Consider the following 20,628-nt stretch of genomic DNA (forward strand, 5'->3'; position numbering starts at 1 on the left):
ATCAACCACCGTCATGTGAGCAACCTCCGTCAGGGGTGACGCGCGGACCGGCATCGCCCGCGCTATTTTTTACGAATTGTATAACTCATATCCCATAGGTGAATTTAGGTTTACCCGTAAGACGGCGACGCTCAGGCGCGAACGCGCGGGCCGGCGGCAAGGCGGGATGTCTGTCGGGAGCGTGCGGCAGCGACCGGCGCCAAGGCCGGGCGTGGTGAGGAACAGGGGAAAACCGCGAGAGGAAGACGAAGCGAGGGGGAACAGCAGGAGACGCGGCGAACCGCCAATTCAGGGAACGGCAAGGCGCCCGCGCCTACCCGGCCCGGGCGCTCACCGCCGAAGCATCACGACGCCGCGTGCATCCCGATGTACAGATAGGCGTGCTCGCCCTGCGGCGCGCGATCGAGTTCGCCGAGCGCGCCCACCTGCCCGAGCACGTCGATCGTCTGCTGGCGGTTCGACACCAGCGTCCATCCGCGCGGCGCCGCGCCCTCGCCCGGCGCCGGTTCCGGCGCCTGTGGCGCCTGCGGCAGCGCGCACAGCGCCGCCAGCAGGTCCGCCGGCTCGGGCGACAGAATCAGGAAGCCCTCGTTCGCCACCGACGCGCGATCGATGCCGAGCGCCGCGCAGATCGCCTGCTTGGCCGGCACGGCCAGCTCCTGCTCGACGCGGCTGCGCTCGGCCGCCTCGCGCGTGGTCGCGTCGACGATCGTGCCGCCCGCCAGCAACGGCGCCGTGCCCGGCCGCCATGCCTCGGGCGGACAGCCCTTGTTCTCGGGCCGCAACTCGATGAACGGGTTGATCTCGGCCGGATAGACGCGACAGACCAGCGGACGCGTGTCGTAGGCGCGGCATCGCAGATCGTCGCCGAGGTTCGGGCACGGGCCGCTGAACGACGCGGCCAGCGTCACGTCGATGCGCACCGGCAGCGTGCCGCTGTCGGCCGCGAACGAGCGGCGCCGCTTGTACTCGGCGAACACGTTGCCCGACTCCGGTTCGGCCGGCCACGGCAGCGCCTCGCACAGCACGTCGACGCGCCCGCCGCGTTCGAGCCAGGTGCGCGCCTCGGCCGGCGTGACGGGCAGACGGAGATCCTTGCAGCAGTTGCCGCACTCCGTACATTGGAAGGAAATGTCGCTCACGGGGACCTTGATGGGGGTGACGGCGCCGGCCTCGCGCACCGCCCGCCGGGCCGGCGCCCGGAAAGGCAAACGCAAGCCGGCGGGCGCGCACGGCGGGCGTCCTGTTGGTGCGGGAACTATAGCGAGTTTTCGGTCCTGGCGCGCGTCCTGGCGGAAGGAATCCGGCGGCGCGGCGGGCTGATCGAACTGCGATCGCAATTGACTGGCGGGGTGTTGCGGGCGCGAAGTGCGCGCATGCGACAGCATGCGAGCCCGGATCGGCCGGGTAAAAAACGTGTCGCGAACCGTCGTGGCGCCGCCGCGGACTGCCGGCGCCGTCAGGCAGCCGGCGTCAGCTGACCTCGGACACGTCGTGCAGTTGCGGCTGCGGCAGCATCGGCGCATGCACCACCACGCGCGGCGGCGGCTCGTGCAGGATGCGCGGCGTGATCGGCAGGCGTTCCGGATCGGCCTTGAGCGTGCGCGGCGACGGCGATTCGATCACCACGCGCGACCAGTCGATCTTGCCGGCCGACGGCAGCGCCACCATCAACACCGCGTGGATCTGCTCCCAGACGCCCGCCTGCTGCCAGTCGCGCAACCGGCGCCAGCAGCTCATGCCGGAGCCATAGCCCATTTCCTGCGGCAGCTGCCCCCAGGGAATGCCCGATTCGAGCACGACCAGGATGCCTGCCATCACCGCCCGGTCGTCAAGCGGCTTGCGACCGGGATAGCGGGTCCGACGCGGCTTGGGCGGCGGGAGCAACGGCTGGATCAGCGACCACAGCGCATCGTCGAGTATCGGTTCAGTCATCATTACCTCGTCAACGGAATGCCAGATGACACGAATGCCGGCCTGGCCCGCGTCGCATGACGCGGTCGCCGGGCGGACGGCATCCAGCGGAATGGCCCGCGGCCGGGTCCGGCCGACCGGCCGGCACGACGGGCTCGAAATCCTCACAACCGGGCCGGACCGGCCGGCCGCACTGCGCGTGCGGCGGCCCGTCCGGCCCGATGCACTGCCCCGCGCGCCGATCCCGACAGCGATCGGCGCGCGGTCCCAACCCGGCACGGCGGCCAGGCCGGCTCGATCGCACGCTCGCGCACGACACGCGCGCGGCCCGCACCGGCCGCTCAAGCCGCGACCGGCTCGCCCGGTGCGTCCTTCGCGGCCGCGCGGCGGCAGGCGCGCGCCGCCGCGTCGGCGGTCGCGTCGCTGCCCGGGCCCGCGCAGGCGGGCGCCGCGGCCGGCGGCGAGGCACTCGCCACCGGCGCCGCGCGCCGTCCGGCCGCGCCCGGCGAACCGGGCGCCCGCATCCACGAGCGCAGGCGCTCGCGGTCGTCAATGGTCAACAGGGGCATGTCGCCGAACCGGCGCGACGGATCGGAAGCGATCGTGTCGAGCACCTGCCAGAGGCGCGCACGAATCGACTCGATCGTCTCGCGGTCGTACCACTGCTCCGCGTAGACGATTGCGCCGATCAGCGCGCCGTAGGTGTCGCGCAGCGCGAACGCGAGTTCGACGCCGTCGGCGACGGCGCGCGCGGCCCACGACAGGTCGTCGCCGACCTGCCCGACCGCCAACATCACCTGGAACAGTGGATGGGTCGCGCCGGACTCGGGCGCGAAGAGCGCGGCGAGCCGCGCGAACGGCAGCTGCCGGCGCGCCAGCGCGGCGCGGTCGGCGGTGCGAACCCGCCTCAGCAGTTCGCCGGCCGACGGATTGCCGGACAGGTCGGTGCGCAGCACCACGCGGTTCGCGGCGCCGCCCTGGCGCACCGGCGTGCCGATCGCCAGATCGTGCTGGGCCGCGATGCCGCCGAGCACGATCGCGAGCGCGGCGTGAATGACCTCGAACATCGTTGCGCCGTGCGCGACGGCGAGGCGCCGCAGCGCGGCATGGCGGACCGGATCGATCTCGAAGTCGATGCATTCGGCCACGCGCGCGGCGGGCCGCTCGCGGCACCGGTCCACCGGCAGCGCCAGCGCGGCCGGCAGGCCGGCGAGCGTGTCGCGCCAGTAGCCGAGCGCGGCGATCAGCGCGCCCGGTTCGAGCGGCGCCGGGCCGGGATGGACGATCCGGTCGTCGACCGGAGATACGGCATCGGCACGCATCGTCATGCCCTCCGCCGCGCCGCCGCGATGCCGGGCGAGCGCCCGGCCGCCGACCACGCTGCCAGCGAGGCCACCAGCCAGGCCGCCGTCCGCCCGCACGACGGCAGCGCCGGGGCGCGGCGCACGAAGGCGCGCGACACCGGACGCACGGCCTCGCCGTGGTCGGACGGATTCGACATCAGGCTCTCCTGGCTGAATAATCGGAAGAATCGGTTACGGCTCTCTCTATGCCTATTAAAACGACCCGCCGCGTCGTTGTCTGTCCTTGAATTCCGGTCCATCTCAAATATCGTCCGCACCGGCGCGAAGCGGCCGGCGGCGGCCGCGGGCTCGGCCCGCCGCGCCCGCGCCGATGCAACCGCGCCGCGCGTCGGGTCACGACCGCCCGCCACGCCCCGTCCGGCACCGCGAGCGACGCCGGGCGCGTCGCCGCGAAGCGCCGCGCCCCGGGGCCCGCGCGCCCGATGGTGCTGTGCGAAAATGCCGGTACCCCAGCCAGGAGTGCCAATGGCAGCCCCGCTCCCCTCCGTTTCCGATACGAATAGCGCCGATTGCGCGCGCGAACCCATCCATATCCCGGGCGGCATCCAGCCCCACGGTTTTCTGTTGTCGATCGACGATGCCGGCATCGTCGTGCAGGCCAGCGAGAACGCGGTCGAGCTGGTGGGCGGCGCGCCCGAGGCGCTGCCGGGCCTGCCGCTCGCGCGCTTCGTCGGCGCCGACTGGGCCGCCACCGTGATCGAGGCGCTGCGCAGCCACGAATCGAACGGCCTGCCGCTCTACGTCGGCTCGATGGACGATCCGCGCGCCGCCGGTACCGCGCGCCGCTCGCCGTTCGCGATCGTGGTCCACCGCCACGACGGCCTCGCGATCGTCGAACTGGAACCCGCGCGCGGCACCATCGACGTGTTCTCGTCGATGTACCCGCTGGTGCGCACCTTCATCAACCAGCTCGAGAACGTCGAGACCACCGCCGACCTGGCGCGGCTCGCGGCCACCGAGGTGCAGCGCATCACCGGCTTCGGCCGCACGCTGGTCTACAACTTCGACGAGCAGGGCAACGGCCACGTGATCGCCGAATGCATCGAGCCCGGCTACACCTCGTATGCGGACCAGCACTTCCCGGCCTCCGACATCCCGGCCCAGGCCCGCGCGCTCTACGTGCGCAACCGCATCCGCCTGATCGCCGACGCGAGCTACCGGCCGGTGCGGCTGGTGCCGCCGCTGCATCCGGCCACGCAGCGCCCCACCGACCTGACCTACGCGTCGCTGCGCAGCGTCTCGCCGGTCCATGTGCAGTACATGAAGAACATGGGCACGCTGGCCTCGATGTCGATGTCGATCGTGGTGCGCGGCAAGCTCTGGGGCCTGATCTCGTGCCACCACGACACCGCGCGCGTGCCGCCGTTCGAGGTACGCACCGCCTGCGAGCACATCGCGCAGGTGCTGTCGCTGCAGATCGAGGCCAAGGAGGACCACGCCGAGGCCGAGCTGCGGCTCGACCTGCGCCACCTGCATGCGCGGCTGCTGGCGTCGATGGCCGACACCGAGAGCTTCGTCGACGCGCTCGCCGAGGATCCGCGCGACCTGCTGCGGCTCACCCATTCGGCGGGCGTGGCGATCGTGTTCGAGGGGCGCGTGGTGCTGGCCGGCGCGACGCCGTCGGAGGCGCAGGTCGGCCAGCTCGTGAAGTGGCTCGACACGCAGATCGAGGAGGTGTTCTGGACCGACAACCTCGCGCGCGACGTGCCGGTGATCGAGGCCAACCCCGATTACGCGGGCGCGCTGGCGGTGTCGATCTCGCGGCTGTTCCGCAACTATCTCGTCTGGTTCCGGCCCGAGGTGGTGAAGACCATCAAGTGGGCCGGCGATCCGCGCGAGAAACTCGCGCCGATGGCCGATTCGCTCTCGCCGCGCAAGAGCTTCGACGTCTGGACCGACATCGTGCGCGGCTACTCGCCGCCGTGGCGCCCGGCCGAACGCGAGATCGCGCTCGAATTCCGCGCGGCGCTGCTCGGCATCGTGCTGCGCCGCGCCGAGGAGCTGGCCGAGCTCGCGCTCGAACTCGGGCGCGCCAACCAGGAGCTCGAAGGCTTCTCCTATACGGTCTCGCACGACCTGCGCGCGCCGCTGCGCCACATCGTCGGCTATGCCGACCTGCTGCGCGAGATGGAGATGGCGAACCTGTCCGAGCGCGGCCGCCACTTCGTCGATCGCATCGTCAATTCGGCGCGCGTGGGCGGCAAGCTGGTCGACGATCTGCTCGCGTTCTCGCGGATGGGCCGTTCGGCACTGCGCCCGCAGAAGATCGACATGCGCGCGATGGCCGACGCGCTGATCGCCGACGAGACGCGCGACGCGACGCAGGACGGCACCGCCGCGCCGCGCGCGATCGAGTGGCGCGTCGGCGAGCTCGGCCACGTCACCGCCGACCCGGTGCTGATCCATCTGGTGCTGCGTAACCTGATCGAGAACGCGGTAAAATTCTCGGCTGCGCGGGACGTGGCTCACATCGAGATCGGCCGCTATGCGGGCGAACGCGAGCTGGCCGGCCACGACGTGTTCTTCGTCAAGGACGACGGCGTGGGCTTCGACATGCGCTACGTCGACAAGCTGTTCGGCGTGTTCCAGCGGCTCCATCACGTCGAGGAGTTCGACGGCACTGGCATAGGACTTGCTTCGGTAAAACGGATCGTCGAGCGGCACGGGGGCAAGGTTTGGGCCTGTGGCGAGCCCGATCGCGGTGCGACGATCTCGTTCGCGCTGCCGCGCGTGTTTGCCGGCGCGGCGGTGGAACGCGAGGAAACCTCGAACAGCGCGGTGGCGCGACTCGAGGCGCTGGCACCGACGCGCCGCACGCGCTCGGTACCGAAGCAGCAGAAGTAACACCGCCGGGCACCGACGGCCGGGCGGCCCCTGCAATATCGGGTGGCGCCCTTGTAAAAGCGCCATACCCGAATCGGCAAATCAAGTTCAATGGAGCAAGCGTGTTAAGACCGATCCTTCTCGTGGAAGACAACCCCGACGACATCGAACTGACGATGATCGCGCTGGAGAAGACGCGACTCGCGAATCCGGTGGTATCGGTACGGGACGGCGAAGAGGCGCTGCAGTTCCTGCGCCGCGACGGCAAGTGGGCCGAGCGCCCCGACGAAAGCCCGGCGGTGATCCTGCTCGACAAGAAGCTGCCGAAGCTCGATGGCCATGAAGTGCTGAAGATCGTGCGCGGCGACGAGCACCTGCGCCACATTCCGGTGGTGATGCTGACGTCCTCGCGCGAGGAAAAGGACCTGCTGCGCAGCTACGACCTCGGCGTGAACGCCTACGTCGTGAAGCCCGTGGCATTCGACGATTTCATGGCCGCGATCAACGATCTCGGCATGTTCTGGGCGGTCCTGAACGAACCGCCGCCGTACCAGCGCTGAGCGGCCGAAGCCGCCGAACCCGGCCGGCCGCTGAAGCCTCCGGCCAGCTTGCCCACCCCGCCGAGCGGCGCGCGCCGTGACCGGCGACACCGCTCCCCCCCGCCATCCCGCCTCACCGCTGCGGCACCACAGCGCCGGTCCCGGCCCGCGAGACTCAGCGGTACACCGGCAACCACAGCCGGAACGTCGAGCCGTGTCCCACCCCGGCGCTCTCGGCGACGATCTCTCCGCCCTGCCGCTCCATCAGGTTGCGCGCGAGCCAGAGGCCGAGGCCGAGACCGGCCACGCGTCCCTCGCCATCGGCCGCCGACTGCTGGAAGCGCTCGAACACGCGCTCCAGCATCGACGGATCGATGCCGCGCCCGGTATCGCGCACGGTCAGCTCGACGCGCTCGCCGAGCGGCGTGATCGATACCTCGATGGTGCCCTGCGGCGAGAACTTCACCGCGTTCGACAGCAGGTTCCAGACGATCTGCTTAATGCGGTTCTCGTCGGCGATCACCATCGCCGGCATCAGCCGGTCGGCGATCAGCGTGAGCCCCTTGGCCTCGGCGATCATCCGCATGTCCTCGACCACGATCCCGGCCAGCGCGCCGAGATCGACCGGCCGCGGGATCACCGACAGCTTGCCGGTCACGATCGCGCCGCTGTCGAGCAGGTCGTCCACCATGTGCGCGAGCTGGCGCCCGTTGCGGTTGATCACCTCGCCCGCGCGCGTGACGAGCGACGGCTCGGGCGAGCGCCGCATCAGTTCGCACCAGCTCAGGATCGCGTTGAGCGGCGAACGCAGCTCGTGGCTGACGGTGGTGATGAAGTGGTCCATCGCGGTGGCGAGCCGGTCGCTCTGCTCGCGCGCGCGCTTTTCGGCCACCGCGTTGGCCTGCGTCTCGAGTTCGGTCTGCTTGCGCGCGGTGATGTCGAGCGTGAAGCCGTGTACCGAGCTCAGCGCGCCGTTGGCCTGATAGCGGCCCACGCCGCGCACCAGGATCCAGCGCACCTGGCCGTGCTCCCAGCCCACCCGGAAATCGACCTCGAACGGCTCGTGCATGTCGAGGGCCTGCGTCATCGCCTCGCGCAGCCGCGGCCGGTCGTCGGGATGGACGATCTCGTCGAACCAGCGCTCGCGCGTGAGCAGGTCGTCGATGCCGAGCCTGAGGTTGGTCCGGCACTGGTCGGTGCATTGGATCCCGCCCGTGAGCGGTTCGAGCTCCCAGGCGCCCACCTGCGAGAACGCCATCGCGATCTCGAGGCGCTCCTGGTGCTCGCGCAGCTGCGCGCGCGCCTCCTCGGCCACCACCTGGCGCAGCTGCGCCTGCGAGCGCAGCTTGGCGCGCTCGCGCTGGTCGCGCTCGTACTCGGCGACGTGCTCGGTCACCTCGCTGACGAGGATCGCGACGGCGCCGGCCAGCCGGGAACCGGACGCGTCGAGCGGCGTCGCCTTGATGCGCCAGTAGCGCGGCACCGCCACCCATTCGCCGCTCTCGTGCTCGACCGGCATCTCGTAGCGAAACACCGGCGACCACACCGATTCGCGCAGCGGCAGCCGGTTCAGCGTGCCTTCGAGCCACTCGCGGCGCGCCTCGCGCTGCGCGTCGGTGCCGAACTGGTTGATGTCCTGCAGGCGGCGCCCGAGGATCGCCTCGGGCGCCACGCCGACCAGCTTCAGGTAGCGGCGGTTCGCGAGCACCACCTCGTGGCGCGCGTTGATGATCAGGTAGGCGTCGGGCAGGCAGTCGAAGGCCGCCGCCGCCGCGCCGAAATCGGGTTGCGGGACCGGGTCCGGGTCGTTGAATTCGTGCATCGGGGCAATCCGCATCAGGCAGGCACGCCGCGCGCGGCGTCGGCCAGGCCGGCCAGCCTGACGAGATGGTCGAACGCGTCGGTCGCGCCACGGCAGGCCGCCGCGATCGCGGCGGGCGCCTCGACCTCGGCCGCGAGGCAGCGCACGAACGCCTTCCAGCGCGCCGACAGCCCGTGGCGGCCGGCCGCGAGGAAGCCGAGCGGATGCGGCGCGAGCCGTTCGTGGAGCTGGTTGTAGAGCACCGCGCCGCCCATCTGGGAGCCTTCGATCACGTAGCGCGCGCCCCATCGATACGCGGCACCGGCATCGGCCGGCCACCACGGTTCGGCGGGCGCGGGGCCGGCAGGCAGCGCGGCCAGCGCGGCGGCCGGCGCGGCGGCGAGATCGGCGTCGATCAACGCCACGCGCCGCACCGGCGGCAGCGCGGCGGCATTCGCCTCCGGCGCGCCGTCGTCGTGCGCCGGCGCCTGTCGCGCGGGGCCGTCGAGCCAGGGCTCGAGCGGCGCCAGCCAGGCGCGCAGGATCCGCAGATGGGCGAGGTAATCGTGCAGGCCGGCCGTGTCGGCCGACAACGGCATCAGCTGGTGCAGCCGTTCATGCTGCTCGCCGGTCGCGGCGCGCAGTGCGGCGAGCACGGCCGGGATCGCCGCCGAAGCCGCGACGCTGGAAACAGCCGTGGCGCCCACGGCGGACGCTGCCGCGACGGTCTCGGCGGCGGTGGACGGCGATGCCGCGACGGCACCGCCCTGTCGGATCTCGTCCGGCATCGGATTGGCGTTCCTCGGTTGGGCTCCGCCGCGCGAAACCGGGGCAGCAGAGAGGGCCAGAACGGTGGATTAGAGACACTCCGCCGCAGGCAATATTGTGACTATCGCATGCCGGCGGAATCGGCGCACGCTTTTTCACGGCCTGCAACGCCGGCCTCGATCGAACCCCAATCAGCCCGGAGCTCATCGTGGGACTGCACGCCCGGCGCGGCTTTTGGCTTGTCTCCCGATTCGGTTCAGCCGGCCGCCTCGCCGAGCTGGCGCCGCACCATCCCGAGCAGCGCGTCGAATGACAGCGGCTTGCGCGCGTAGAGGATCGACGGATTGGGCTGCGGCGGGATATCGACCGCCGCGCTGCAGAGGATGATCGGGATCGCGCGCCAGTCCGGCTCGCGCGCAAGCACCGCGCAGAGCTCGCCGCCCGACATTACCGGCATCATGAAGTCGGTGACGATCAGGTCCGGCTTGCCCTCCTTGATCCGGTCGAGCGCAAGCGCGCCGTTGGACGCCGTGAACACCGCGTAGCCGCACTGCTCCAGCAGCAGGCGCCACACGGTCAGCATGTCGAACTCGTCGTCCACGATCAGGATGGTTTTCATGTACGGCTAGCCACCCGTCATCGGGCGGTGCATCACGGTCAGCCCCTGTGTCGAAAGCAGGCCCGCCGCGCCGATCGCGTTCGGCGTGACGTCGAGTCCTTCCGGCGTGATGATCAGCTCGCGCAGCGAGGTGTCGTGCGCGCTCTCGCGCTGCTTGACCACCGACAGCATGCGCCGCAGGCGACCGTCGGTCTCCGCGTAGCGCAGCAGCACCAGGTTCTCGGTCAGCGCCGACAGCCGCAGCCCCTTGCCGTGCGACGGGTCCGCGTAGAGCGGCAGCTCCTCGGTCAGCAGCGTGGTGATGCCGGCGTCGCGCAGCGCGTGATTGAACGCGTTCAGGAACAGGCCGAAGCGTGCCGGACGCAGCGCGGAATCGCGAAAGCCTTCCATGCCGTCGATCACGAGCCGCGACGCGCCGAGCCGGCGGATCAGCGCGAGCGTGTTGGCGGCCAGCTCGTCCACCTCGAGCTCGACGGCCGGCTGCCACTGCATCGACAGGCGCCCGTCGGCGAACGCGTCGCGCAGCCGGATGCCGACCGTCTCGGCCTTGCCGATCAGCCGCTGCGGCGATTCGTAGAAGCCGAGATAGACCACCTTCTCGCCGCGCGCGACGCCGGCCTGCAGGAACTGCAGCGCGAGCAGCGTCTTGCCGACCCCGGACGGCCCCAGCACCGTGGTGGTCGAGCCGCGCACGAAGCCGCCGCCGAGCAGATGGTCGAGATGCGGCAGGCCGGTGTCGAGGCGCTGGCGCAGGTCGCGCTCGTCCTCGAGGTTCGCGAAACGCGCCTCCAGGCGCGGGTACATCGCATGGCCGCCGGAGGTGATCCGGAAGAAGTGACGGCCCAGCAGGTGGTTGCGCGCGCGCATCTTGTGGACCTCGATCTCGCGCGCGCGGCGCATGCCGCCGTCGGTATAGCGGTTCAGCTCGATCAGGCCGTCCACCAGCGTGTGCTCGGGATGCGGCTCGTTGCCCGACAGCGGCGCGAGCAGCAGCGTGGTGCAGCCCATCGCGGCCACCAGCGCGTTCAGTTCATGGATGAACTTCGACAGCGACAGCTCGGTCTCGCTGAACTCGCGCGCGCTGCGAAAGCCGTCCACGATCAGCAGGCCGGGCCGGTAGTTCGCGAGGCTCGCCGCGATCAGCTTCAGGAAGCCGTCGAGGCCGTCCTGCATCAGTTCGTGATAACCCGACACGAACATCATCTTCTGCGCGACGGCGGCCGGATCGAAGAAATCGAGCGCGCGCAGATGGCCGAGCAGCTTGTCATGGGACTCGGCGATCAGCGTCATGTAGAGCACGCGGTCGCCCTGGCGCACGCGATGGAAGCCGATCTGGCTCGACAGGATGGTCTTGCCCGCGCCGGCCATCCCCTCGATCAGATAAAGGCCGCCACGCACGAAGCCGCCACCGAGGATCTCGTCGAAGCCCGGCACGCCCGTCTCCACGTTTTCCAATGGCTCGATGTCGGGGAGCGCCGGGGCATGGGGCGCGGAGTCGTCCTGGGTCATGTTCAGTCGTTCAGATGTCGAGGGCCGATCCCGGCGGACCGGGCGCGGCGTGCCCCGAAAGCGGGGGCGGATACGGATTCGCGATTCTAACGTGTGCGTCCGCCGCTGCGAGATTTTCGTCTCTCGACATCGATGAGCAAGCGGCGCGCCCGCCCCGCCGCATCGTCGCCGCCGAGGCGCCCGTGGCGGCGCGCCGAGGCCGGCAGGCGCATCGAGGCGCGCAGCGGCAGCGAGACCTCGCCGCCGCGCGCGTCGGCGCGATAGTCGAAGCCGGCCGTGCTCATGCCGCCACCTGGGCGTGATCGCGCGAGCGGACCATCTTGGCCCAGACGGGCGGCGGCATGGTGGTGATCACGCCGATCGCCGCGGCGCGCGCGGCCTCGACGGTAGGCTCCAGCAGGCGGCGGAAGCTGCGCCCGGTCTCGACGTCGGAGACGGTATAGCGCGGATGGCTGTCGGGCGCCACGAGCGGCGAGCGGTGGACCGCCCAGACGCGGCCGCGGCATTCGAACGGCATGCCGATCGTCTCGATCCAGCTGTCGTTGAGCGCCAGGTGGAACACGATCCCGTCGACGCGGCGCGGCGCGTCCGGACGCGGACAGGACATGGGCTTTTCGTTCATGCTGAAACTCATGCGGATACCTCGAAGGATGAGACACGCGCCGGCCGGACACACGGGCCAGGCCGGGCGTTTTTTGCAATGCGGTTGCAGAAACCGGGGGTCATGGGTGAGCCGCCGCGGCCAGCGGCGCGGCGGGTTCGGCCTGCCGCCGCGCGACCGGCGCGGCGGGTTCGGCAGCCCGCCGCGCGGCGGCGGGCGGGATCGGCGAGCGGCCCGTGAACACGTAGTGGTGCAGCTCGACCTGCGCGTCGGCGTAGCGGTGCGACGGCAGGCCGGCGAGCCGCGCGTCGTAGGCGGTCACGAGCCGTTCGAGGTCGCTGCGCTCGTCGTCGCGCAGCGCGATCGGCGCCCCGCCGCCCAGGCGCGCGTAGCAGCGCTCGAGCGCCTGCTCGGCGCGGCGGTAGAGGTCCAGGCCGTCGCCGCCGGCCACGCCTTCGCCCGGCCCGTCGTCGTGCAACAGGTCGCGCGCGACCGGCGCGCGCAGCAGGTAGGCGATCTGCACCGTGCTGAGCAGCAGCGCCATCTGCTCCGGCGTGGCCCGCGCGTCGCGCAGCGCCGCCAGCGCGAGGTGGTGCCGCAGCTGCACGCGCCGCTGGTGGTCGGGCGCGAGCGGCAGCAGCTGGGCCTTGTTCAGTTGGCGTCGTTTCATCACGCGCTCCGTCGTCGCGTCAGGCGGCACGGCGGCCGGGCACGGCCGCCAGCGACGCGATCTGCGCGGCCAGCGCGATGATCGAATTGGCCGCCGAGGCTTCGAACGGCGTCAGGCGCAGCTTCGCGGCCTGGATCTCGCTGATCCGCACCAGGCCGTGGACGTTCACGTAGGCGGCCACCACGGCCCACATCTCGGTGTCGGCCCAGGCGTGGACGGGCAGGTTCAGGCCGATGATGCCGGCCGCCACCAGCGCGCGGTAATCGCGATCCTCGCGCACCGGGGCGAGCGAGAGCGGCAGGCTGATCTCGAAGCCGGCGCGCGTGAGCGCCGTGAAAACGTCTTGTGCGGTCTGGGTGGCGATCATCGGCAGGTCCGGCGGGTGGGATGGCGCGCCGGCGTCCCGCTCCGGCGCGAAATCACGGCGTGGCGGCGCGCGTTCATACCGGTGGCCGCACGGTCAGGTACACCCAGCCGATGTAGCAGCCGGTCATCGCGCCCGTCACCAGCAGCGTGGCGAGCGTGTACGAGACGAACTCGGGCGCGAGCCATGCCTCGTAGGCGCACCACGCGGACAGCACGTAGAGCAGCGCGGCATAGACCACCGAGCGCATCAGCCGGACCACGGTCTGCGCGCGTCGCACCGCGCCCTCGATCGGGCTGCGCGCGGCAATCCGCACCGCGCCTCCCACCGACCAGCAGACCATCAGGAACAACGTGGCGGCAATCAGCCTGACGAATTGAACCTCGTTCATTGGATTCATCCTTCTTATAAAAATTACAATTCGACGTGACGTGTTTTGGTAAATCGGCGCGCCGCCGTGTGGGTGCAGCGGCCTGTCGGCCCCGCCCGGCAAGCTTCCCGGCGAGATCGGCGCTACCTATGGGCAAGATTCGGGCCAGCGTGGAAGGGGTGGCTGAAACGCGCTCGCGAAGGGCACGTTTCGGGGTGGCGCGACGGCTTCCGCGGCGGGGCTGGCCGGGGGTCGCGCAGAGGCCGCGAGGCACACGGGGGCGTGTGCCGGGAGACCGACGAGAAGACGGCGGGAGCGCGGCCACCTGCGCATCACGCTGCCGGGCAATTTCGGCCGCCTGTGGCTGAACCCGCTGATCGTCGCGTTCCTGCGCCGGCATCCGCGCATCACCCTCGAGGCCGATACCAGCAACCGCTTCGTCGACCTGATCGGCGAGCGCTTCGATCTCGCCATCCGCATGGGCGAGCTGCCCGATTCGCGTCTCGTCGCGCGCAAGGTCGCGCAGCGCCGCCGCCTGATCTGCGCCGCCCCGGCGTTCCTCGCCGGCCGGCCCGCCATCCGCGCGCCGCAGGATCTGGCCGAGCATCCGTGCCTCTGCTTCACGGGCCGCCACGATCCCTACCGATGGCAGTTCGCCCAGCCCGGCGGCGCGCCGCCCGGCGTCACCATGTCCGGCCCGCTCGCGTCCGACGACGCGGAGCTGCTGGTCGAGGCGGCCGTCGGCGGGATGGGCATCCTGTACACGTCGGACTGGTATGCCGGCCGCGATCTGGCCGCGGGCCGGCTGGTCGAGATCCTGCCCGACTGGCCGCTGCTCGATCGCGGCTCGGTCCACGTGGTCACGCCGGCGGCGGGCGGCACGCCGTCCAAGACGCGCGCGTTTTCAGACTGGATCGCCGCGCAGCTGGCCGTGCCGCCGTGGGCCGCGCGCTGAGCACGCCGGGCCGGCCAGGGAATTTCGCTTGCCTCGCCCTCCACTCACGAATATGATGTTCATCATATTTTGAACGTCATCGCATTCCTCGCATGAACCAACCCGCTTCCGGCGACCGCAAGGCCGCCTCCCGCGCCCGCATCCTCGAGGTCGGCGGCCGGGCCGTGCGCCGCGCCGGCTTCCACGGCGTGGGCATCGCCGACGTGATGAAGGAGGCCGGCCTCACGCACGGCGGCTTCTACGCGCACTTCGCCTCGCGCGACGCGCTGCTCTGCGCGGCCGTCGAACAAGCCGCCGCCAGCAGCATCGCCGCCATGGAAGCGCAGGCGCACCGGCTGGTGGCGGCCGGCGTGAGCCCGTTTCGCGCGATGCTGGAAACCTATCTCTACGAAGGCGTGATCGCCGACCGCGAGTGCGGCTGCGCCATGGCGGCGCTGTCCTCGGAGATGCCGATCCAGTCGGAGCCGGTGGTGGCCGCCTCGCGCGAAGTCGCGCGGCGCCTGCAGCGCCACGTGCGACGCGCGCTGCCGCCCGACTTGCCGGCCGACGCGGCCTGGGCCATCACCGGCGCCCTGCTCGGCGCACTGCAGCTGGCACGCACGCTCGGCGACAACGACGAAGGCCGCGCCGTGCTGGCGGCCACCAAACGCGAACTGCTGGCGCGCTACGCGCCGGCCTGATCGCCCCACCGCCCCGGCCGGCGATCGCCCCGGGGCGTTTTTTCGATCATCGATATGATGATGATCATATTGTTACCCGCCGCCCGGCGCGAAAGGAAACACGCATGAAAGTCGAAGGTTCGGTTGTCTTCATCACCGGCGCGAATCGCGGCCTCGGCCTCGAACTCGCGAAGCAGGCGCTCGCACGCGGCGCGGCGAAGGTCTACGCGGGCGCCCGCGATCCGGCCTCGGTCACGCTGCCCGGCGTGACGGCGGTGCAACTCGACGTGACGAAGCCCGAGCAGGTCGAGGCGGCCGCGCGGCAATGCGGCGACGTCACGCTGCTCGTCAACAACGCCGGGATCGGCCGGCTCGGCGGCCTGCTCACGGACGGCGCCACCGCCGTGCTGCGCGAACAGCTGGAGACGAACCTGATCGGCGTGCTGAACGTGAGCCAGGCGTTCGCGGGCATCCTCGGGCGCAACGGCGGCGGCGCGATCGTCAACATGCTGTCGATCCTGAGCTGGGCCAACACGCCGCTGATCGCCGGCTACGGCGTCAGCAAGGCGGCCGCCTGGGCGCTGACCAACGGCCTGCGCCACGAGCTGCGCGCGCAGGGCACGCAGGTGCTCGGCTTCCACGCCGGCTACATCGATACCGACATGATCCGCCAGTTCGACGTGCCGAAGGCGCGCCCCGAGGACGTGATCCGCACCACGCTCGACGCGCTCGAGGCCGGTGCCGAGGAAGTGCTGGTGGACGAGCCGACGCGTCAGGTCCGGCAGGGCCTGTCGGGCGGGGTGTATCTGCGCGACGTGCTGGCGGGGTGAAACGGCGGCCGTGAGCGCCGCATGAGGGCATGCCGTCACGGCGACACGGCGGCCATCCGCATTCGTTGCAAGGGGAGCCGCGCCGGCAAGGAAGCTCACGGCCAGCGCGGCGCCATCGTCGGCCGGCACCGGACAGCGCGGTGCCGTTTCGATCGGCCGGCTCCTCGCCTACGCCTCGTAGGCGACCTCGGCCACCAGCATGTACCCCTCGTTGCGCACGGTGCGGATCAGCGTCGCGTTGCGCGCCGAATCGTTCAGCGTCTGGCGCAGCCGGCTCACGCAGACGTCGATCGAACGGTCGAGCGGCGTGAGCCCCTTGTCGAACACGCGGTCGAGCAGGAATTCGCGCGACAGCGGCCGGTTCGGGTGATCGAGCAGCGTGCGCAGCGTGCGGTAGTCGGAGCCGCCCAGCGACACCACCACGCCGTCGGGCGAGAGCAGCTGCTTCATGCGCGTGTCGAGCCGCCAGCCGGCGAAGCCGATCCACGCGCTCGCGTCGGCGGTGCGCCCGCCCGGCACGGCGCGCGTGCGGCGCAGCACGACCTTGATCTTGGCCACCAGCTCGCGCGGATCGAACGGCTTGGGCAGGTAGTCGTCGGCCCCCATCTCGAGCCCGAGAATCCGGTCGAGCAGGCCGCCGCGCGCGGACAGGATGATGATCGGCACGCCGTGCTCGCGGCGCAGGTCGCGCGTGAGATCGAGGCCGTCCTCGCCGTCGAGCATCAGGTCGAGCACGATCAGGTCGACCTGCGCGTGCCGCAAGGCCCGCTTCATCTGCGCGCCGCCGGAAGCCACCTGCACCTGATAGCCCATCTCGCGCAGGTAGTCCTGCAGCAGTTGCCGGATGTGAGGGTCGTCGTCGACGACCAGGATGTGATCCATCGCCATGTCTGGGGAAAGCGCGTGGTTTGCGCCAACGCATTTCATTACAAAAAGGCCGCGCGCCAACACACCGCCATTACAAACGGCCTTTACAGTCTCGCGCTGTAAATAGAAATCGTTCGTGTTTCGGAATATATCACGCCGATTTCGCGGCTCGCACCGTGAAATCAGGCTGCCGTCGCCCGCCGCTCGCCACCCGCCGGCGCCGCGCCGCCCGCGCCACGCAACGATTCGCCAGGCCTCGCCCCGCGGCCGTTTTCCGTCCACCTCCAACGACAGACCATCGATGAAGCAAACGACCCTCGCAGTCGCCGCGTGCGCGGCCTTGTCCACCGGCGCCGTCCACGCGCAGAGCAGCGTTTCGCTGTACGGCGTGATCGACGCCGCGCTCGTCTACACGAGCAACGCGGCCGGCAACAAGCAGTTCCAGGCGGGCAGCGGCACCGTGACCGGCAGCCATTGGGGGATCACCGGCCGCGAGGACCTGGGCGCCGGCACCGCGGCGATCTTCACGCTCGAGAACGGCTTCAGCGTGATGAACGGCTCGCTGCGCCAGGGCGGCCGGCTGTTCGGCTATCAGTCGTGGGTGGGGCTCGCGAACCGCGACCTCGGCACGCTCACGCTCGGCCGGCAATACGACTCGGTGGTCGACTACCTCGCGCCGCTCAGCTTCACGGGCCACCATCCGGGCGGCAACAACCTGTCCGCCCATCCCTACGACAACGACAATCTCAACAACTCGTTCCGCGTGAACAACGCGATCAAGTACGCGAGCCCCGACCTGCACGGCTTCCAGTTCGGCACGCTCTACGCGTTCTCGAACGAGGCCGGCGGCTTCGACGACAACCGCCTCTACAGCGTCGGCGCGTCGTACCGCAACGGCCCGCTGTCGCTGGCGGCCGGCTACCTGCAGGCGAACAACGGCGGCAGCGCGAACACCAACGGCGCGATCACGCTGACCGAGCGCACCTTCGTGGCCGCGCTGCAGCGCACCTACGGCGCGGGCGTGAACTACCGGCTCGGCCCGGCCCTGTTCGGCTTCGTCTGGACCCGCACCCAGCTGGGCGGCCTCGCCACGCTGAACGGCGCGAACGGGCTGGGCCTCGCCGGCAACGGCCAGGGCGCGAGCTTCAGCAACTACGAAGTCAACGCGAGCTATCTGCTCACGCCGAGCTTCGCGCTCAATGGCGAATACACCTACACGCAGGGCGCGATCTCGAACGCGACGGGCGGCCATCGTCCGCGCTGGCACGAGGTGTCGGTGCAGGCCGACTACTTCCTGTCGAAGACCACCGACGTCTATGCGCAGGTCAGCTACGAGCACATCGGCGCCGACGGCTCGGGGCTCGGCGCCGACGTGAGCGGCCAGACGCCGTCCTCCACGAACCAGCAGACCGTGGTCGGGCTCGGCCTGCGCCACAAGTTCTGACGGGTTCGGGCGCGGCGGCCGCGCATGGATGGTTGCGAGTGCAACCTGTGTGGCGGGATGATGACGCGCGCGGATGGCGGCGCGCGCCTCACTCCGCCCAATCGCTCACCGCGCCTCCAGCGCGAGCGTCGCGTCGAACGCGAGCCTGAGCCGCCGCACGCCCTCGCGGATCTCGTCGGGCGTCGGCGCGGCGAACGACAGCCGCAGCGCCGCCGGATCGGCGCGATCCTCGTAGAACGCTCGGCCCGGCACGAACATCACGTTGCGCTCGATCGCCTGCGCGAGCCAGGCCGCCGCCTCCACCGCGGCGGCGCGTGCCCAGACGAACAGCCCGCCCTCGGGACGATGGAACGTGACGGCGTCGCCAAACGCCGCGTCGAGCGCGTCGCAAAGCGCATCGCACTTGTCGCGATAGGCCGCCGCGATGCGCGGCAGCTGGCGTTCGAGCGCGCCGTCGGCCAGGTACTCGGCGGCGATCGCCTGGGTCCACGGCGAGCTGCACAGATCGACGGTCTGCTTGGCCACCGTGCAGCGCCGCGCGATCGCGGCCGGCGCGACGCTCCAGCCGATCCGCAGCCCCGGCGCGACGATCTTCGACAGGCTCGCGAAATGCACGACGTGCTCGCGCGCGCCCGGCACCTCGGCGGCCAGCGCGAGCAGCGAGGGCAGCGGCTCGCCGGCGAAGCGCAGCTCCGCGTAGGGATCGTCCTCGACGATCACGAAGCCGTAACGCACCGCCAGCGCGAGCAGCGCGAGGCGCCGTTCGCGCGTGAGCGTCGCGCCGGTCGGGTTGGCGAAGGTCGGCACCGTGTAGAGCAGCTTGGGCCGCGCGCAGCGGCCCGATTCGAGCAGCACGGCGAGCGCGCTCACGTCGAGCCCGTCGCGATCGGTCGGCAGCGTGACGATGCTGGCCTGCTGCAGGCGCAGCGCCGCGAGCGTGGCCGGATAGGCCGGCTGCTCGGTCAGCACCACGTCGCCGGGCGCCACCAGCACGCGCAGCAGCAGGTCGAGCCCCTGCTGCGAGCCGGTGGTCACCACCAGCTCGTCGGGCGCGCAGGGCGCGCCGCGCGCCGCCATCCGCGCGGCCAGCGCGGCCTTCAGCTCGGGCAGGCCGTCGGTCGGCCCGTATTGCAGGCAGCGCACCGGGTTGCGCCAGGCGCGCTCGGCCGCGGCCGCCAGGCCCTCGGTGTCGAACAGGCCGGCGGCCGGATAGCCGCCCGCCAGCGAGATCATCCCCGGCTGGCCGAGATACTTGAACAGCTCGCGAATCGGCGAGCCGGCCGGCTCGCGAAACGGCGCGGTGAACTCATGCATCATCGCTCATGCTCCCGTCACACCACGTTCTTCTCGACGATCGGACGCCGCTCCAGCACGCGCCGCCAGTCGAGTTCGGACAGATCGAGCGAGGTGTAGCGCCCGTTCAGGATCAGCTCGCTGACGCCGCGCCCGGTGGCCGGCCCCTGCTGCAGGCCGTGGCCGCTGAAGCCGTTGGCGAACACGCAGTTCTCGAGATCGGGGTGGTAGCCGATGATCGCGTTGTGATCGAACACGTTGTATTCGTAGTAGCCGGACCAGCTGCGCTCCACGCGCAGCGCCTCGAAGCCCGGCACGCGATGCGCGAGCGCCGGCCAGATCACTTCGTCGAACAGCGCGTGATCGACTTCGTCGAGCGGCAGGTCATCGGGGTCGTGCTCGGGCGACGGCGAGGTGCCGCAAATATAGCCGCGCCCCTCGGGACGAAAGTACACGCCGCCCGGATCGATCAGCAGCGGGCAGGCCTCGAGCCGCGCCGGCGACGACACGTTGAAGATGCTGCGGCGTCGCGCATGGACCGGGATCTCGATGCCGGCCAGCGCCGCGATCCGCTTCGCCCAGGCGCCGGCCGCGTTCACCACGGTATCGCAGGGATGGCGCCCGCCGTCGGCCGTGACCACCTGCGTGACGCGGCGCCCCTCCCGCTGCAGCGCCACCACCTCGGCGGCCAGATAGCGCGCGCCGAGCGATTGCGCCTTCCTGCGCAGCGCCTGCACCAGCCCGTAGCCGTCGAACCAGCCCTCGCCGCGCTCGCCGTAGGCACCCGCGGCCAGATCGTCGACGTTGAGCCACGGAAACGTCGCGCGTAGCGCGTCGGGCGCCATCAGCCGGATCTGCGCGCCCTCGGCCACCTGCAGCGCGTGGTTCTCGCGCAGCGTGGCCTCGCCGGCCGGCGTGGCGAGGAACAGGTAGCCGCCCTCGTGCAGATCGATCGACGGCCGTTCGCCGTCGATCGCGAGCCGCTCGCCGAGTTCGCGCAGGAACCCGATGCCGAACAGCGACATGCGGATCGACAGCGGCGTGGAGAACTGCTGCCGGATCGACGCGGCCGACAGCGCCGACGACGAGCGCGCGTAGGTCGGATCGCGCTCGATCACGGTGACCGACGCGCTCGGGTCCGACGCCCGCAGGAAATACGCGATCGCGCTGCCGATCACGCCGCCGCCGACGATAACGATGCGGGAACTCATGGAGGGCTCCATTCCATTGCCGGTATC

General features: G+C 70.9%; 21 protein-coding genes and 1 pseudogene. 6 read left to right on the forward strand and 16 right to left on the reverse strand.

The window, feature by feature from the left end:
* Positions 1-344: 344 nt before the first annotated feature.
* The 4 genes and pseudogenes from BpN12_RS12110 to BpN12_RS12125 all read right to left on the reverse strand — a co-directional run bounded on the left by BpN12_RS12110 (position 345) and on the right by BpN12_RS12125 (position 3,415).
* Positions 345-1,142, reverse strand: a complete 798-nt coding sequence (locus BpN12_RS12110) for a YkgJ family cysteine cluster protein (protein WP_246792830.1) — start codon at positions 1,140-1,142, stop codon at positions 345-347.
* 454 nt (positions 1,143-1,596) lie between these two features.
* Positions 1,597-1,935: pseudogene (locus tag BpN12_RS12115) on the reverse strand (transposase); the annotation flags it as partial.
* A gap of 320 nt (positions 1,936-2,255) precedes the next feature.
* Positions 2,256-3,236: a condensation domain-containing protein gene (locus BpN12_RS12120; RefSeq protein WP_246792831.1), complete on the reverse strand. Its 981-nt coding sequence runs from the start codon at positions 3,234-3,236 to the stop codon at positions 2,256-2,258.
* Positions 3,237-3,238: 2 nt separating this feature from the next.
* Positions 3,239-3,415, reverse strand: coding sequence for a hypothetical protein (locus BpN12_RS12125; protein ID WP_246792832.1), 177 nt, complete (start codon positions 3,413-3,415; stop codon positions 3,239-3,241).
* A gap of 328 nt (positions 3,416-3,743) precedes the next feature.
* Here BpN12_RS12125 and BpN12_RS12130 point away from each other — a divergent pair, with 328 nt between their 5' ends.
* Complete coding sequence (locus BpN12_RS12130; protein ID WP_246792833.1) at positions 3,744-6,122, forward strand: ATP-binding protein; 2,379 nt, start codon at positions 3,744-3,746, stop codon at positions 6,120-6,122.
* A 101-nt stretch (positions 6,123-6,223) separates the two neighbouring features.
* Positions 6,224-6,661 (forward strand): response regulator, encoded by a 438-nt coding sequence (locus tag BpN12_RS12135; protein ID WP_042628815.1) that lies wholly within the window; start codon positions 6,224-6,226, stop codon positions 6,659-6,661.
* A 154-nt stretch (positions 6,662-6,815) separates the two neighbouring features.
* Here BpN12_RS12135 and BpN12_RS12140 read toward each other — a convergent pair whose 3' ends face one another.
* From BpN12_RS12140 to BpN12_RS12180, 9 genes are all read right to left on the reverse strand, one after another.
* Positions 6,816-8,462: a sensor histidine kinase gene (locus BpN12_RS12140; RefSeq protein WP_246792834.1), complete on the reverse strand. Its 1,647-nt coding sequence runs from the start codon at positions 8,460-8,462 to the stop codon at positions 6,816-6,818.
* A 14-nt stretch (positions 8,463-8,476) separates the two neighbouring features.
* Positions 8,477-9,229, reverse strand: a complete 753-nt coding sequence (locus BpN12_RS12145) for a biliverdin-producing heme oxygenase (RefSeq protein ID WP_246792835.1) — start codon at positions 9,227-9,229, stop codon at positions 8,477-8,479.
* 236 nt (positions 9,230-9,465) lie between these two features.
* Positions 9,466-9,828 carry a response regulator gene (locus tag BpN12_RS12150; RefSeq protein ID WP_246792836.1) on the reverse strand — a complete coding sequence of 121 codons (363 nt, stop codon included), beginning with the start codon at positions 9,826-9,828 and terminating at the stop codon, positions 9,466-9,468.
* A 6-nt stretch (positions 9,829-9,834) separates the two neighbouring features.
* Positions 9,835-11,337, reverse strand: coding sequence for an ATPase domain-containing protein (locus BpN12_RS12155; protein WP_246792837.1), 1,503 nt, complete (start codon positions 11,335-11,337; stop codon positions 9,835-9,837).
* A gap of 86 nt (positions 11,338-11,423) precedes the next feature.
* On the reverse strand, positions 11,424-11,621 hold the full coding sequence (locus BpN12_RS12160) for a hypothetical protein (protein WP_246792838.1): 198 nt from the start codon (positions 11,619-11,621) through the stop codon (positions 11,424-11,426).
* On the reverse strand, positions 11,618-11,944 hold the full coding sequence (locus BpN12_RS12165; RefSeq protein ID WP_226993714.1) for a hypothetical protein: 327 nt from the start codon (positions 11,942-11,944) through the stop codon (positions 11,618-11,620). Before BpN12_RS12165 ends, BpN12_RS12160 begins: the two co-directional genes overlap by 4 nt.
* Positions 11,945-12,059: 115 nt before the next feature.
* Positions 12,060-12,608 (reverse strand): hypothetical protein, encoded by a 549-nt coding sequence (locus tag BpN12_RS12170; RefSeq protein WP_246792839.1) that lies wholly within the window; start codon positions 12,606-12,608, stop codon positions 12,060-12,062.
* A 19-nt stretch (positions 12,609-12,627) separates the two neighbouring features.
* Positions 12,628-12,975, reverse strand: a complete 348-nt coding sequence (locus BpN12_RS12175; RefSeq protein WP_042628821.1) for a hypothetical protein — start codon at positions 12,973-12,975, stop codon at positions 12,628-12,630.
* Positions 12,976-13,048: 73 nt separating this feature from the next.
* Positions 13,049-13,363, reverse strand: coding sequence for a hypothetical protein (locus BpN12_RS12180; protein ID WP_246792840.1), 315 nt, complete (start codon positions 13,361-13,363; stop codon positions 13,049-13,051).
* A 220-nt stretch (positions 13,364-13,583) separates the two neighbouring features.
* Here BpN12_RS12180 and BpN12_RS12185 point away from each other — a divergent pair, with 220 nt between their 5' ends.
* The 3 genes from BpN12_RS12185 to BpN12_RS12195 all read left to right on the forward strand — a co-directional run bounded on the left by BpN12_RS12185 (position 13,584) and on the right by BpN12_RS12195 (position 15,786).
* Complete coding sequence (locus BpN12_RS12185; RefSeq protein ID WP_280529135.1) at positions 13,584-14,297, forward strand: substrate binding domain-containing protein; 714 nt, start codon at positions 13,584-13,586, stop codon at positions 14,295-14,297.
* Between the two features lie 92 nt (positions 14,298-14,389).
* Positions 14,390-14,977 (forward strand): TetR/AcrR family transcriptional regulator, encoded by a 588-nt coding sequence (locus BpN12_RS12190; RefSeq protein ID WP_246792841.1) that lies wholly within the window; start codon positions 14,390-14,392, stop codon positions 14,975-14,977.
* Positions 14,978-15,081: 104 nt separating this feature from the next.
* Positions 15,082-15,786 (forward strand): SDR family oxidoreductase, encoded by a 705-nt coding sequence (locus tag BpN12_RS12195; protein WP_246792842.1) that lies wholly within the window; start codon positions 15,082-15,084, stop codon positions 15,784-15,786.
* A gap of 168 nt (positions 15,787-15,954) precedes the next feature.
* Here BpN12_RS12195 and BpN12_RS12200 read toward each other — a convergent pair whose 3' ends face one another.
* Positions 15,955-16,668: a response regulator gene (locus tag BpN12_RS12200; protein WP_246792843.1), complete on the reverse strand. Its 714-nt coding sequence runs from the start codon at positions 16,666-16,668 to the stop codon at positions 15,955-15,957.
* A 286-nt stretch (positions 16,669-16,954) separates the two neighbouring features.
* Here BpN12_RS12200 and BpN12_RS12205 point away from each other — a divergent pair, with 286 nt between their 5' ends.
* Entirely contained in the window at positions 16,955-18,097 is a 1,143-nt protein-coding gene (locus BpN12_RS12205; RefSeq protein ID WP_246792844.1) for a porin, read from the forward strand.
* Positions 18,098-18,202: 105 nt separating this feature from the next.
* On the opposite strand, the gene BpN12_RS12210 is transcribed toward BpN12_RS12205, so the two are convergent.
* Complete coding sequence (locus tag BpN12_RS12210) at positions 18,203-19,411, reverse strand: aminotransferase-like domain-containing protein (RefSeq protein WP_246794702.1); 1,209 nt, start codon at positions 19,409-19,411, stop codon at positions 18,203-18,205.
* 17 nt (positions 19,412-19,428) lie between these two features.
* The gene (locus BpN12_RS12215; protein ID WP_246792845.1) at positions 19,429-20,601 is read right to left on the reverse strand and encodes an NAD(P)/FAD-dependent oxidoreductase; all 1,173 of its coding nucleotides are present in this window, start codon (positions 20,599-20,601) and stop codon (positions 19,429-19,431) included.
* Between the last annotated feature and the right edge of the window lie 27 nt (positions 20,602-20,628).

It is taken from the genome of Burkholderia perseverans, assembly GCF_022870505.1.
Taxonomy (GTDB): Bacteria; Pseudomonadota; Gammaproteobacteria; order Burkholderiales; family Burkholderiaceae; genus Burkholderia; species Burkholderia plantarii.

What these genes read in the sequence shown, in the direction of transcription:
- BpN12_RS12130 (WP_246792833.1), top strand. Translation starts at nt 3,744, where the DNA reads ATGGCAGCCCCGCTCCCCTCCGTTTCCGATACGAATAGCGCCGATTGC.
- BpN12_RS12215 (WP_246792845.1), bottom strand. Translation starts at nt 20,601, where the DNA reads ATGAGTTCCCGCATCGTTATCGTCGGCGGCGGCGTGATCGGCAGCGCG.
- BpN12_RS12190 (WP_246792841.1), top strand. Translation starts at nt 14,390, where the DNA reads ATGAACCAACCCGCTTCCGGCGACCGCAAGGCCGCCTCCCGCGCCCGC.
- BpN12_RS12205 (WP_246792844.1), top strand. Translation starts at nt 16,955, where the DNA reads ATGAAGCAAACGACCCTCGCAGTCGCCGCGTGCGCGGCCTTGTCCACC.
- BpN12_RS12195 (WP_246792842.1), top strand. Translation starts at nt 15,082, where the DNA reads ATGAAAGTCGAAGGTTCGGTTGTCTTCATCACCGGCGCGAATCGCGGC.
- BpN12_RS12155 (WP_246792837.1), bottom strand. Translation starts at nt 11,337, where the DNA reads ATGACCCAGGACGACTCCGCGCCCCATGCCCCGGCGCTCCCCGACATC.
- BpN12_RS12125 (WP_246792832.1), bottom strand. Translation starts at nt 3,415, where the DNA reads ATGTCGAATCCGTCCGACCACGGCGAGGCCGTGCGTCCGGTGTCGCGC.
- BpN12_RS12210 (WP_246794702.1), bottom strand. Translation starts at nt 19,411, where the DNA reads ATGCATGAGTTCACCGCGCCGTTTCGCGAGCCGGCCGGCTCGCCGATT.
- BpN12_RS12150 (WP_246792836.1), bottom strand. Translation starts at nt 9,828, where the DNA reads ATGAAAACCATCCTGATCGTGGACGACGAGTTCGACATGCTGACCGTG.
- BpN12_RS12140 (WP_246792834.1), bottom strand. Translation starts at nt 8,462, where the DNA reads ATGCACGAATTCAACGACCCGGACCCGGTCCCGCAACCCGATTTCGGC.
- BpN12_RS12180 (WP_246792840.1), bottom strand. Translation starts at nt 13,363, where the DNA reads ATGAACGAGGTTCAATTCGTCAGGCTGATTGCCGCCACGTTGTTCCTG.
- BpN12_RS12145 (WP_246792835.1), bottom strand. Translation starts at nt 9,229, where the DNA reads ATGCCGGACGAGATCCGACAGGGCGGTGCCGTCGCGGCATCGCCGTCC.
- BpN12_RS12200 (WP_246792843.1), bottom strand. Translation starts at nt 16,668, where the DNA reads ATGGATCACATCCTGGTCGTCGACGACGACCCTCACATCCGGCAACTG.
- BpN12_RS12170 (WP_246792839.1), bottom strand. Translation starts at nt 12,608, where the DNA reads ATGAAACGACGCCAACTGAACAAGGCCCAGCTGCTGCCGCTCGCGCCC.
- BpN12_RS12160 (WP_246792838.1), bottom strand. Translation starts at nt 11,621, where the DNA reads ATGAGCACGGCCGGCTTCGACTATCGCGCCGACGCGCGCGGCGGCGAG.
- BpN12_RS12175 (WP_042628821.1), bottom strand. Translation starts at nt 12,975, where the DNA reads ATGATCGCCACCCAGACCGCACAAGACGTTTTCACGGCGCTCACGCGC.
- BpN12_RS12120 (WP_246792831.1), bottom strand. Translation starts at nt 3,236, where the DNA reads ATGCGTGCCGATGCCGTATCTCCGGTCGACGACCGGATCGTCCATCCC.
- BpN12_RS12165 (WP_226993714.1), bottom strand. Translation starts at nt 11,944, where the DNA reads ATGTCCTGTCCGCGTCCGGACGCGCCGCGCCGCGTCGACGGGATCGTG.